The sequence below is a fragment of the Chitinophaga tropicalis genome, from assembly GCF_009758205.1.
GTDB lineage: Bacteria > Bacteroidota > Bacteroidia > Chitinophagales > Chitinophagaceae > Chitinophaga > Chitinophaga tropicalis.
In genome coordinates this window covers 244,727-258,569 of sequence record NZ_WRXN01000004.1, presented here as the reverse complement: position 1 = coordinate 258,569, position 13,843 = coordinate 244,727, and the positions used below count along the sequence as shown (strand labels likewise).

The 13,843-nt window shown below is 45.0% G+C and carries 6 protein-coding genes; 2 read left to right on the top strand and 4 right to left on the bottom strand.

Annotated elements, in window-relative coordinates; all coding sequences use genetic code 11:
* The first annotated feature begins 77 nt into the window (after positions 1-77).
* A complete protein-coding gene (locus GO493_RS11445; protein ID WP_157306296.1) occupies positions 78-731 on the top strand; it encodes an acetyltransferase in 654 nt (217 codons plus the stop codon).
* A gap of 125 nt (positions 732-856) precedes the next feature.
* On the opposite strand, the gene GO493_RS11440 is transcribed toward GO493_RS11445, so the two are convergent.
* The gene (locus GO493_RS11440; RefSeq protein WP_198315686.1) at positions 857-7,828 is read right to left on the bottom strand and encodes a fibronectin type III domain-containing protein; all 6,972 of its coding nucleotides are present in this window, start codon (positions 7,826-7,828) and stop codon (positions 857-859) included.
* 577 nt (positions 7,829-8,405) lie between these two features.
* On the opposite strand from GO493_RS11440, the gene GO493_RS11435 reads away from it, so the two are divergent.
* Positions 8,406-10,514, top strand: a complete 2,109-nt coding sequence (locus GO493_RS11435) for an ATP-binding protein (RefSeq protein WP_157306294.1) — start codon at positions 8,406-8,408, stop codon at positions 10,512-10,514.
* Between the two features lie 75 nt (positions 10,515-10,589).
* Here the strand turns inward: GO493_RS11435 and GO493_RS11430 are convergent, their stop codons facing one another.
* The 3 genes from GO493_RS11430 to GO493_RS11420 all read right to left on the bottom strand — a co-directional run bounded on the left by GO493_RS11430 (position 10,590) and on the right by GO493_RS11420 (position 13,838).
* Positions 10,590-10,892 carry an SWIB/MDM2 domain-containing protein gene (locus GO493_RS11430; RefSeq protein WP_157306293.1) on the bottom strand — a complete coding sequence of 101 codons (303 nt, stop codon included), beginning with the start codon at positions 10,890-10,892 and terminating at the stop codon, positions 10,590-10,592.
* A gap of 682 nt (positions 10,893-11,574) precedes the next feature.
* Positions 11,575-12,267, bottom strand: coding sequence for a response regulator transcription factor (locus GO493_RS11425; RefSeq protein ID WP_157306292.1), 693 nt, complete (start codon positions 12,265-12,267; stop codon positions 11,575-11,577).
* A 272-nt stretch (positions 12,268-12,539) separates the two neighbouring features.
* The gene (locus tag GO493_RS11420) at positions 12,540-13,838 is read right to left on the bottom strand and encodes a nucleotide sugar dehydrogenase (RefSeq protein ID WP_157306291.1); all 1,299 of its coding nucleotides are present in this window, start codon (positions 13,836-13,838) and stop codon (positions 12,540-12,542) included.
* Positions 13,839-13,843: the final 5 nt, after the last annotated feature.

The window sequence follows — 13,843 nt, the reverse complement described above, 5'->3', positions numbered from 1 at the left end:
ATTAACATATATTCACTTCAGTTTCTCTATTTTGCGGCGGCTTAATTATTAATTCCACACTTTATACGTTTTCCCCTATGAAGCAAATTGCAATTTATGGTGCTGGCGGTTTTGGCCGGGAGGTCAAAATGCTGATAGACCAGATCAATGACGTTAACAGTAAACACTCCCAACTCGAATTTGTCGGATTCTACGACGACGGAATGGAGAAGGGACACATGGTAAACGGTTATCCCGTACTGGGAGGGACGATAGAGCTCAACAGCATTTCTGAAGATTTAGGAATAGTAGTAGCAGTAGGTAATCCCAAAGCAAAGAAAAATATTATTGGGAATTTAACGAACAAACATATCTGGTACCCCGTATTAATTCACCCCAGCGTTTTCATTGGCAGAGACGATGTCACGATCGGGGAAGGTTCTATCATCTGCGCAGGATGTCTCATAACGGTTAATATCCGCATCGGCCGGCATGTCATACTCAACCTCGGATGCACTGTTGGCCATGATACCGTAATAGGAGATTATTCCTCATTTATGCCTTCTGTAAATATATCCGGCGAAGTCAATATTGCCGAATGTGTTTATGGCGGAACAGGCGCTAAAATAATTAACAGGTCAGATATCGGTGAAGAAACTACAATTGGCATGGGAGCTATCGTGGCCAAAAGCCTGCCCCCAAAATGTACTGCCGTAGGCATACCTGCCAAACCAGTAAAGTTTCATGACTAAAATAGCTGTGAACAACAAACAGATGATCTTCTCTTAAAGTATCCCGTTCTATTTTACTATACAGTCCTGCAGATATTATCATTCAGATAAATCAGCAATACTTCAGGGTAACAAACTGGTAAAGCTTAACGCTTTACCAGTTTGAAGGTCCTGGACTCTCCATTTTTGCCACTGAGGCGCATGATGTAGATACCAGGAACACTGATCCTCGAACCAGGGTTGACACGGAGGGTGGTCGGTCCTGCCGGTATACTACCCTTGTAATCTGAATATAACAGTCTGCCGCTCACGTCAAATATTTCAACCCGCACAACTGTTTCGGTTTTCAATTGTATGTCAACATTGATCTGCTCCTGGAATGGATTCGGATAGGCCTTGGCATCTCCGAAATCAGGAGGAGGTGCTGTATTCAGCAAAGTATTCAGCCCATTTATCAGAGGCTCTGTCAGTACTGTTACCAGGTTTTGATTGGTAACCGCATTATTGCTGTTTTCCTGCGCAACCGGATCAACATGTCCCGTAATGGTCAGCGCAGCAATCAAACCAAAAATAGATGAATTGGATGCCGGATCCACAGCTACCAGGATATTTCCATACTCGTCAGGAGATATATCACGGATAGTCACAACACCACTCTTGTTCATAGAGGCATTCAGATAAGCTACCCTCGTGTTGTTAACCGTATACTTACCTGTTACATCCTGCCATTCTACTGAACTGCCAAAGAAAGTAAGATCGTATTTCAATGTCTGGCTAAGACCTGTTACCTTGAATGAGGCATGATTGCCAGGGAACAGGCCGTAGTTTTCGATCATCACATTGTCAGGATATATACCGCTGTTGTTGCCGGTATTCATACCTGCACCATATACACCATCAAAATTCTCTATAAGGTTAATGCCCACACCAGTCATATTGTTCTGGACATCTTTCATGTTACTGACTACTACGCCTACTGTAGGACGCATACTGGTATTATTCCATGGAGACGGAGCAATCTTCAGCTCATTGAAATTCAGCAGTATCTTAAATCCTGGAGTGGTAGCAGAGCTGTTGTTGCTATAGTCTGAGAACACACCTGATTTCACCGCGCGTACCTTGTAATAGTATGTCTGGTTCGGGCTCAGGGTAGTATCGTTATAAGCAACCGCATTGGCCCCCAGCGTAGCTATCTGGGAATAACTGCCACCCGGCAATGCACGCCATACCTGGTATCCCGTTTCGTTATTAGCCCTGTCTGACCATCTCAGCGCTATCGATTTATGACTGGTAGCAGTGGCTACGAGGTTCAGCGGATTCACAACTGCCAGGGTAGCATCATAAGATTCAACTACCATCGCATTGAGATATTTGTAGTAACCATTGCTGGTCTTGTTGACAAGGATATTTATCTCACCGCTTGCATTAGGTATAACACCATTTATCTGCTTTGTCAGGCTGCTATTGTAAGCAGGATCTATCACCACGCTGTCTGTACCTATAGTGAACCTGGCCCTGGCATTGATACCAAAGTTGATACTGCTGAAGAATACAACGTTATAACGCTTGCTGGTGTTCAGTCCTGACAGTTTGATGGTGTGAGTCATGTCCCTGCTGTCATATACATAGGATTGCATTACGCCATCCGGGAACACACCACTATTGTCATAGGTGCTCATACCTGTTGTAGCATTATCATTTTCCCAGAACTCGTTAAACGTCATGCTCATGCCGGTGCCGTTGCCTGATTCATCCAGGGCGTTAGCTACTTTCACCCCTGCATACGGGAAGCCTGTTATATTATTCCATGGCGCAGCAACCGGGTTACTGGAAGCAAAGTTGAAGTATACAGATGTCGTGTTCTTATCGGTAACAACTACATTAAAGGTATCTGATGCGCTGGCGCCCTGGTTATCAGTAGCCGTCAGTATCACTTTATAGCTACCCAGGTTGTCTGCCGTCGGGTTGAAGCTGAAAGAACCTGTACCATTACCATTGTCAGTGAAGCCGCCGAAAGATGGCAGACCACTCGTGGTCATAGAAACACTGTTGCCCTGGTCGCCCACAGCCTGTACATTAAACTGTGCAGAGGCATTTGCCTTCAGCTTAACATCAGCAATGGCACCGATCTGCGGAGGTTTCACCGGTACCAGCACGCCTGCAATATTGCTGAATGCTGAGTTACCGGTTGAGTTACTGGCAGCCACTTTATAATAGTAATGCGTGCTGCCATGTACAGTGCTGTCTGCATAAGATGTAGCAGTACTGCTGTTCAGACTGCCCAGCAGGCTGTAAGATCCCAGGCTGTCTGTTCCGCGGTGTATCCTGTAACCAGTGGCGTTATAAGCTACATTGTTCCAGTTAAGGGATACAATACCATTCGCTTCTGTCGCTGCCAGGTTCTTCGGAGCGGCCGGCAAAGTACCGTCATCCAGGATAGCATTCACTTCAAATGCGCCCAGGTAGCCTACCTGTGTACCATCTGCAACAGACATGTTAAAGGTGATCTCGCCGGAGGCATTCGGAGCAATATTGTCGAAATTCACCGTCTGACTGGTATTACCCTGTACATTCAGCGGTTTACTTACACCATTAATGCTGAAGACAGTAGTACCGTTATTGGCCTGTACCGACCAGTTACTGCCGGCAAAGAACTTAAAGGAATATTTGCGGGTAGCTTCAAGACCGGTCAGCTTCACATCTATAGAATTTGCAGAAGTGAAGATACCAGGATAAGAACCGAAGAAATAGTATTCACTCATCACTACATCCGGGTACACACCACTGTTATTACCTGTGCTGGTACCGTCATTCCAGGTAAACCAGTTAGACGTCTGCATCTGCATGCCTATAGCCGTAGCTTCACCCCTGTCATTCTTCAGCCCCGTAGTAGATACAGAAGTGATATTGTTCCATGGAGCAGGAGCGTCTGTCTGGTATTTGAAGCGAACAAACAGCTTGTAGTTCGGATTCTTATCTGTCACTGTTACCGTGAAAGTCTTTTCATCTGTACCACCATTACCATCTACAATCTGCACCTTCACAGTATACACACCCGCATCTGCATAACCTGGCTTGATATTCAGAGTGGCAGTACGGTTGCTACCGGTAAGAGTAATGAATGAGGGCAGAGACACACCGGACCATGAAAGGTTATCGGTGGCGTTCTGGTCAGCAGCGGAAAGCGATAGCTGCTGAACATCGCCCTCATTCAGGGAAGCGTTGGCAATAGAGGTTATGACAGGGCTGTAATTATCGTTGATGGTCAGTTTAAAGCTGACAGTATCTTTACCTCCGAAAGGATCGGCGGCTATCACAGACAGGTTATTATAAACACCCTGTTTGCTGATGTTGGGTGCCACATTCAGATAAGTACCATTGGCATTTGTAACCAGTGTTACAAAGTCAGGCAGATTAAAGGTGGTATAAGTCAGCGCATCTTCATCCGCATCTGTAGCCACCACCGGGATGGTAGTCACCACATCATAACGGGCAGACCTGTTGCTGATAGCATCTATCACCGGACGCGTATTTCCTGTCATTGCCGTATCTGCAGCAGAGTACGCAGAAGCGCCGCCATCACCTGTAGCCCGTACTTTATAAGAATACTGCTGATTAGCATAAAGGGCAGTGTCCTGGTAAGACAGGTTAGTACCACCTGTAGTAATGGTTTTGATGGTAGCAAATAAGGTGCTGTTACCTAATGCTCGCTGTATCTCAAAGCCGGTAGCATTTGCAGCATTGTTGGTCCACGTAAGAAGTACAGAAGATGCTGATGTACCTGTTGCTATAACATTGACCGGCGCTGCAGGCGGAGCCGGCAGGCCAGGAGTAACAACACTATAGAACGGCAATGTCTGATTATACGCCTGGGTAACCTCTGCCTGTCCCAATGCCTGTCCCATGATGGTCATATAGTCTATGAAGCCACTGAAATAAGTACCGTTGGTATTAAAAGCATTAGAGCCATTGCTGAGCCCCAGCCTGGAGTTGTCTGCAGTAGCATTGACAGAACTGAAACTGGTAGTAGCCGAAGCTGCCAGGGCGCCGTTGATGTACAGGCGCAGGGTATTGCCACCGTATACAACAGCCACATGTGTCCATGCTGTGCTGGTGAATGCCGCAGAAGCAAGAGCAGTTGAATTACCACTGGCTACGCCGGCTTCCAGTTTATTGGCATTGATACGCAGCGCCAGACCGTTGTCAGCGCCACCAATATCAAAGATGATACGATTATTGTCAAGCGCACTGGCTTTGATCCAGAGAGATACCGTACGGGCAGAAAATGCATCATGCAGGAAACCGCTGCCACTGCCACCTATATTCATATAGGCGCTGGTACCATTGAAAAATGCAGAATGTGTACCTTCAACTTTATTCGCACTGGAACTGCCGAAGATAGTACCACTACCACTGGCAACATTATTATTCACACTCAGGTCCAGGTAGTTGTTATTGAAAGGCCATACTGCCAGATATGGATAACCCTCGGTAAGCGGAGACTCACCCATCTGACCTACAGCTCGTATCTTATAGTAATAACGGGTTGCAGGACTTACAGTATTATCCTCGAAAGAGGTTGTATTGGCGCCGGTTTTCCCTATTACAGTATATGCTCCGTTATAGGTCGGGCTGCTGTATATTTCAAAGCCCGTTTCGTTATTACTGTTGTCAGTCCACGAAAGATTCACCTGCTTAAAGCTGGCAGCTGTAGCTCCCAGTATGAGCGGTGCTGCAGGGGCAGTACCCGGATAAGCGAGCGTATCGCCAAAATACTGATCAGGTATCCTGGTCAGGCTTGTTACACCCAGCTCATTACATTTCCAGCTCAGCGTCATAAGCTGATTACTGCCAACCTGTGTATAGGTCACAGCTATCGGGTACACACCCTTCTGTAAAAGCATGGCAGAACTGCTTACAGTAACAGCGCCGTGGTTCCCATCATTATTGACAGTAGCAGTTGCAAAGTGATTGTAAGGCTGGTTGAAATAGAATTTACTGCCATCGTCAGAAGTGGTAGCAAATGTATAAGTACCTGTAACCGGGATAGTGAGATAACCCTCCCATAAAAATCCGTAAGCTGCTTCCCTCAGCCGGGCTGATATATCCGGGAAAAGTGTTCTGCCTGTAGCTACCGGTGTAAGAGTGGCGAAGTTAGGTATAGTAAACCAGGTTCCCTGGTAATATTTATAGTTTAGTCCCTTATTAACCGTCGCAGCAGTTAACTGGCTGCTGGGAACGGAAGAATTGTTTGCCGCATCCCTGGCTACTACATAGAAGTTATAAACGGTCTTCGGGGTAAGCCCGTATGCCACAGCTTTTAACGTTGTACCATCTACCGTGTAGGTTTTAGCATCATTCACATACACATCATAAGCTGTCACACCTACATTGTCTGTAGAAGCGCTCCAGCTAAGTGAAACGGCACTGGTGGTAGTAGTTACAACCGTCAGGTTGAGCGGAGCAGAGGGCTTCTGTGCATCTACCTGCGTAGTACCACTGGCTTCGTCAGAAACAGGAGCAGCGCCATTTCCGTTTACAGGACGAATAATGTAATAATAGACAGTGTTGGCCGATAAACCGTTATCGGTAAATGTCAGTACGTCTGCATCTGTTTTCCCCACAAGTTTATAGTTGCTGCCTGAAACTGTGGAACGGTAGATCTCAAAACCGGTTTCATTATGCTGTGGATTGGGTTTGTCCGTCCAGTTCAATGTAAGTTGTGTCTGTGAAGTAGGAGTGACCAATACCCCATTCACCTTATCAGGTGCTTCTGTTCCATTGGCATTGATCACCGGGAATGGTGCAGAGAAGCTGCTGGAACAGCCATATTGTTCAGTAACACGTGCAATATACTGGCCTATCCCCACATTAATAGAGAGATCAGTGCTAATGGTAGCAGAGCTCCCCACATTACGCCATTCATAAGAAGCATATCCTGCGGGTAACTTCAGTGTCACAGTAGTACTGCCGTCCGGAGCCGGCAATACATTGGTGTCCAGGCTGTCTATTGTAATAGGTGGTGTTACCGTTGGCGCTTTGGTCTTAATGACAAGTGGAGTAGGAGAGAACTCAGACCACACAGTACCTCTCTTTACCCTTACCGCATATGTACCCAGGCTTGTAACGTTAATACTGTTGGTAGTAGCCCCCGGTATGGTCACACCATCTTTCTGCCACTCATATGCAGCAAATCCCGGCGCAATACCAACGTTGATATTGATCGCCTCATTAGGACAGAATTCAGATCTGCCATTCAATGGCCAGGGTGTTAGAATATTTACCCTGTTCATATAGGGAACAAAATCCGGTTCCAGCCATGCACGGGACCATGTATTATGGCCCAGGTCTTCGTAAAGACTATAAGTAAGATTACCCCCTGCAGCATTAAAAGCGTCTATGACCGTATTGGCAGTATAAGGGGCCGGGGCCCTGTCCAATCCTCCCTGGAAATACCAGATAGGCTTATATTTCAGTGCATTTACCACAGAAGCGTCCCCATCACCGGAAGTAATGCCGCTCATAGGCATTGTACCACCAATATATTGAGGATAACGGATGGTGAACTCCCAGCAACCATATCCACCGGCAGAAAGTCCATTAACAATAACCCGGTTAAGATCCCCCTTTACCTGTACGGCCAGCGAATCCAGTAATTCCTTTAAAACATCAAACTGACCATTTCCCCAGGTACCATCTGCAGTTTGTCCGTACACCAGGTACCCGTCAAACGGCCCGGTGGTTGAATATTTATTGAAAGTGATAGCGCCCGTTGCAAGCTGGGCCTCGTTATCATAAATTGAACCGGCTTCACCACGGCCATGCAGGAATACAAAAATGGGATATTTCTTCCCATCAGCTACACCATCCACGTAGGTTTTAGGGAACTTCAAACGGAATTGAAGACCTTTATATACATATGCTTTAAATACCTTCGTATCCCACGTCATCCTTACAGTCCTTACCCACTTGCCAATACGGCCGTATGGAGGCTGTGCCGGAGGAGAAGAAGGCTTGTACGTAACAAGCGTATCAGCGGGATTCAACGCTCTCTGAGCAGTAGCATGACCAGCAAACAATAGAATAAAACTGATGATAAGGTGTACCGTTTTTTTCATAGCAGATAAGTTATGAATATCACGTAGGCCCGGTCTTCGCCATATATAAACATGCATAACAACCCGGGCTGCTTCTGTCTGGCAGATCAGAGGAGATGGTAAAAAATTAAGTGGAGTGGCGCCGGTTCGGCGTGCTACTTTGTTGGCTTTATCTCAGGATGAGGTTAGGTAGGAATATCCTATTGTAGTTCTCTTGAAACAATAGCTGTCAGTTTTGACTTCAGCTAACTAGCTATATATAATTCAGAATTCAAAAGTAGGTGTATCTTTTTATAATCGGTCACCTTTTTAGCCAACATCACTTTTTAATTGGTGAATGCTAGAAATCAGCTTGTAAGTAAATGAAATCACCTTTATTACGCAAAATGTAGTGTCAGCATCCACTCCTTGTTGAGCCCGGATGAATAATGATTATTTTTTTTATTAAATTCGCCCTCTCAAAAAGCAAAGCCAACGAAAAATTCTATCCCTTCGGTTATAAACCGGAGGGATTTTTATTAAGACATGCCAGTATGAAAATAAATAATTAATGAAATTGTATTATGTATGAAAGAGCAAAATAACCTACTTATTAAACATGTCAAAGAATAATAATAGGGCTACTTTTACCCGTTTTGGATTTACAGCTTTGTTAGTTATCCTCCTGGTAGCTGTATTCATGATCGCGTTTCTGCAACAGAAGAATTCCCGGCAGATGGCGGGAAATGTTGAAGAACTTATCTCTGGTCAGCAGTCAATAGGTGTAATCGATCATGTATTGCAGCGCCTTTACACTACCGAAAATTATTTCCGTTTATACACCCTTAATTATAAAACGGAAGATTATCTGCAATATGTACGTCAGCTGAAACTGATCTCATCATCACTGGATTCCATACAGGAAAAAAAGAATGAAGGGACCAACCTGAGAGGGCTTCTCTCCGAAAAGAAAGCGAAAGAGTTATTGTACATACACCTCAAGTATTATACAGATTCTTTGCTAAGCCTCGTTTCCGGCATAGATACCAACATTCAGGAGGCGCCCGTTATTTCCCTTCCCGCTACACGTCCCATACACCTGGAAAAGAACGATACCATTATCACCGAAAAGAAAGAAGAAAATAAGAAACGTCTTTTCGGGCGGTTGAAAGATGCAATTGCCAATAAAGGGCAGTCCCAACGGCAGGTCACTATCCTGAAACAGGAAAAGGACAGGAATACGGTTGCTGCCAATGCAGCTGTAGTGAATAACGGTCTGCGGAAATTGCAGAGTCATTTTAACGAACTGCGTCAGAAAGAACATGAGATGATAGCGGTGAATATGCGTCTTTTCGGGAAGCTGAGAGACCTCCTGTCTGCATTGAAAACATACGAGACAATAGAGACAGATACAAGACAGGAACAGCTGCATCAGAGATTTAGTATGAACCTGGCAGACCTGGACAGGTCTATTATCTGGAGCGTAGCATTGATAGTGGTACTTACCTTCATGATCCTGTACAGCATAGTGAAGCTTTACAGGAATGATCTGCAAATGATCAAAGCGAAGAAGGAAGCAGAAAATTTCGCCACGTTGAAAAGCGAGTTTGTTGCTACCATGAGCCATGAAATACGGTCTCCGTTAAACAGCGTTCTTGGTTTTGCCTCTTTGCTGGAAAGAACGCCGCTGAATAGTGAACAGCAAAAACTGGCTGAAGGACTGACCTTGTCCGGAGAGATGCTGTTGTCTGTCGTGAATAATATCCTGGACCATACCAGCCTGGAAATGGGGAAAATGACGCTGACCATGGAAAGCTTTGCACCGGCAGGCATCATCCGGAATGTAGTGAACAGTTTACTGGTACAGGTGGAAAAGAAACAGCTGAACCTGCTCACAAAAATATCTTTCACAGACAATCTGAAAATAACTGGCGATCCATTCAGGTTAAGCCAGGTAATTACAAACCTGGTCAGCAACGCAATTAAATTTACAGATAAAGGCGGGATCACTGTTACCGCAGATGTTAGCCGGGAAGCAGATAAGGTATGGTTACAGGTGAAAGTTGCTGATACAGGTATTGGCATCAGTGAAGAAGAACAGAAGAAAATCTTTGAACCGTTCCACCAGGCTATGCAGACCGGCCAGAGAGCCGACAGCAGCGGCCTCGGACTTACTATTATCAGCAGGATCATTTCAAAACAGCAGGGAAATATAAAAGTACAAAGTATACCTGGCAAAGGAAGTACGTTCACTTTCCGTATTCCCTATCACGCAGAGCCCGTGATCAAGGAAAAAACAGAAATAGCGGATAATGAAATGAACAACCCTAAAGCCGAACGCAGGAACATAGAGAAGAAAGTATCCTTACTGGTGGTAGATGATAGTATCGTAAACAGAAGCCTGCTGGAAATACTACTGAAAAGACTGGATACCGTACAGCCTACTATCGTAAGCAGCGGCGAAGAAGCATTGGCCCATCTGAAAAAACAGGATTATGATATGGTGTGGACAGATATAGAGATGCCTTTCATGAACGGGCTGGAATTGAATATGCAGATAAAAGCACTTCCCGATAAACATAAGGCGTCCATACCGGTAATAGCTATTACAGGAAACGTACTGGAAGAACAATTGGAAGCTTACAATGCGGCAGGTATGGCCGGGTATATTTTAAAGCCTTACAGGATAGATGACCTGTCAAGGATAATAACAAACTATTCCCGGTAAAAAACTCAGGATAATATATTACCAAAAAAGCCACAGATCATCTGTGGCTTTTTATTATCGGAAAATAATTTACAGCTATTTCACGTGTGCGCTCACCACTTTGGCCAGCTCAAACATTGAGATCTGTTCTTTCCCACCAAAAACTTTTTTCAGCTTTTCATCTGCATTGATCATCCTTTTATTAGTGGCGTCCTGCAAACCATGCGCTTTAATGTAATCCCATATCTTCTTCGTGATCTCCGTTCTGGGAGCAGCTTCATTACCAATTACAGCTGCCAGGTCAGCACTTGGGGTAAGAGGTGCTTTTAAACCGGCGCCGGTCGATTTCTTGGTTTCAGCCGCCTTTTTCGGTTGGGAGGATGTGGTAGTTTTTGCCATAGTGTATCAGTATTTTAAGGTTGCTGTGCAAATTCCATGCCCTATTCAGTTTATATGGCTGGGGTTGGTAGAACTTTTATATTGCAGGAATAATTTTCCGTTAACCAAGGGTTAACAAAATTATAAATAACAAAGCCTTAATATTGCATAAGAAACATTGCGAGGCTAGCCCCAGTTGCCTAACAAGATTCGACAACTGGGGTTAACAAACAATGGATGAAAGACCGGCTTTCCATTCATGGTTGGCCGTTTTTTTTTGCCCATAACTTACCCATATATATGAGCTCCGGGTTATACAGCTATTAATAAAGTCTGTCTTACACCGTTATTGGGTCCGGCAGGCAAACACATCCCGGAAACAGGATAGGCCTCCGGACTAACCGCTTTAAAACATCCCGTACCCTCGCCAGGTAGAGGTAACGCATCCCCGGTTTTTCCCCAACATGACATCCCCGTTCAACAGAATGCGTAAAGACACATCCCATAGTATTTGTTACAATGTCCCGGACAACCTGCTTCAACACCTGGAATATAATGGGATCCCCCCGAAAATAACCGGAGTATACGTGTAAACGTTAGGATCATTGCAGCTGCCAGCCTTGAGCCGGATATCAAACCTGCTACACCGGAAACCAGAATCTCAAAAAGGAATCGTAAAAGAGCATGTGGTAAAGTGACCTGTTTACTTTGCAATAGCGCCGGCATAGCCAATGGCGAATTTAACAAGTGCGTTAGGGCCTGATAACTGTAGTTTCTTCGTGATATTGTGCCGGTGATTATCCACCGTTCTCACACTGATGCATTTAAAAGACGCAATGTCCCTGCTGCTCATACCCCGGGCAATCATCCCCAGGATCTTTGATTCAGTTTTACTGAGCCGCTCATGAATGGCCATAGAGTTCGTGTCATTAACAGATGCAGACAACCCCGGATTTTCACGCGGATAACTGAAGGTCTCCCTGATATGATGAAACCTGTTAAGCCTTGACTGTACACTTTTCAGCAATTCTTCCCCACTGAAAGGATATACCAGGTAATCATCAGCGCCAAGGTTCATTCCCTTGCGCATATTAGGCTGTACATGAGGACGGCTGAACATGATCACAGGAATATGTTTCAACGCAGGATCGTCCCGTAATGTGATGAGGAACTGGTAACCGGAACTATCCTGTACAATAGAATCGCACAGCACCAGGTCAGGGCTGTCACTGTATGCCAGTTCCAGGCCATCAGTACCAGAGTTGGCTGTAATAACTGTGTAAGCTGGCGTTAACAGTTGACGGAACTTTCTCATGACGGATGCGTCACCCGTCAGTAACAAAATCTTGGGTAGGGGCGCCTCCTGCAATACCGGGGCCGGATGAGGTGTATTCATGGTACATGGTTTTTCCCGTAAAACCGCCTGATGCGGACATACAGGAATGCTTTAACTGGTTGTTGTGTTCTTTTAAAATGGATTACCAGGCCTTAGCCCTTTTTGTTATAAGGCAGATAGAATAATAACAATCTTATAAAAGGCTTCGGCAAAAAGATATGGGGTTTTTAAGTATGCTTAAAAAAGCAGTCTTGCACTCTCCGTAAAGTTATGAAAATTATTGTGGATTAGTTAGTGGCCGGGTTTGAATTTTTAGTCACGTATTACAGTAATTATAAACGGCAATCAACAATATCTCTGTCAATACACGCCTTGGTATCAAAGATCACAGTATTGCTGTGTTTGTGTTTACCAAAATCGAACTGCAGGAATTCCCTGTGTGCTACAGCTATTACAATGCCGTCATAGCAGGCAGTTTCCGGGACTGACGGAACTATCTGCATGCCATATTCTTCCGCTACTTCATGAGCATCAGCCCACGGGTCATAAATTGTTACATGTACACCAAACTGCTTCAGCTCATGATAAATATCTACCACCTTAGTGTTACGCACATCAGGACAATTTTCCTTGAAAGTAATACCCATGATCAGTATATGAGCGCCCTTGATCTTCTGCTCCTTTTCAATCATCAGCTTTATCAGCTTGTTGGCCACAAAGTATCCCATCTGGTCATTTACCCGCCTGCCAGACAATATCACCTGCGGATGGTAACCGAGCGATTGCGCCTTATGAGACAGGTAATAAGGGTCAACACCTATACAGTGCCCACCCACCAGTCCTGGTTTATACCGGAGAAAGTTCCACTTGGTTGAAGCCGCTTCCAGCACATCATTGGTGTCAATACCTATACGGTCAAAGATAAGCGCCAGCTCATTCACAAAGGAAATGTTGATGTCCCTCTGCGCATTCTCTATCGCTTTGGATGCTTCCGCTACTTTGATGGAAGGCGCTTTATGTGTTCCCGCCGTGATAACGGAAGAATACAGCTCATCTATCTGTGTGGCTATTTCCGGTGTAGACCCGCTGGTCACTTTTTTTATAGTGGTAAGCCTGTTTACCTTATCACCGGGATTGATACGCTCGGGAGAATATCCCACAAAGAAATCCCTGTTAAATACAAGGCCCGACGCCTGTTCCAGTACAGGAACACAATCGTCTTCCGTACATCCCGGGTACACAGTAGATTCATAAATAACGATATCGCCCCTCTTCAGAATACTTCCCAGCATAGCTGATGCTCGCAACAACGGCTTCAGATCAGGAGCTTTGAAGACATCAATAGGAGTGGGTACGGTAACAATAAAAATGTTATAACGCTTAAGGTCATTCTGATCTGAAGAGAACAGCAATCCGGTGGTAGCTTCCGGTGTATATGCAGCTATAGCTGCTTTCAGCGCATCAATATCTGCTTCGCGGGTTTTATCATATCCCCTGCTCAGTTCCTGTACCCTTGTTTCGTTAATATCAAACCCAAGAACAGGGTATTTCCCTGCAAATTCAATAGCCAGCGGCAATCCTACATAACCCAGTCCTATAATGGCTATTCTCTGCTGAGCAGCTGCATTCATCGTTG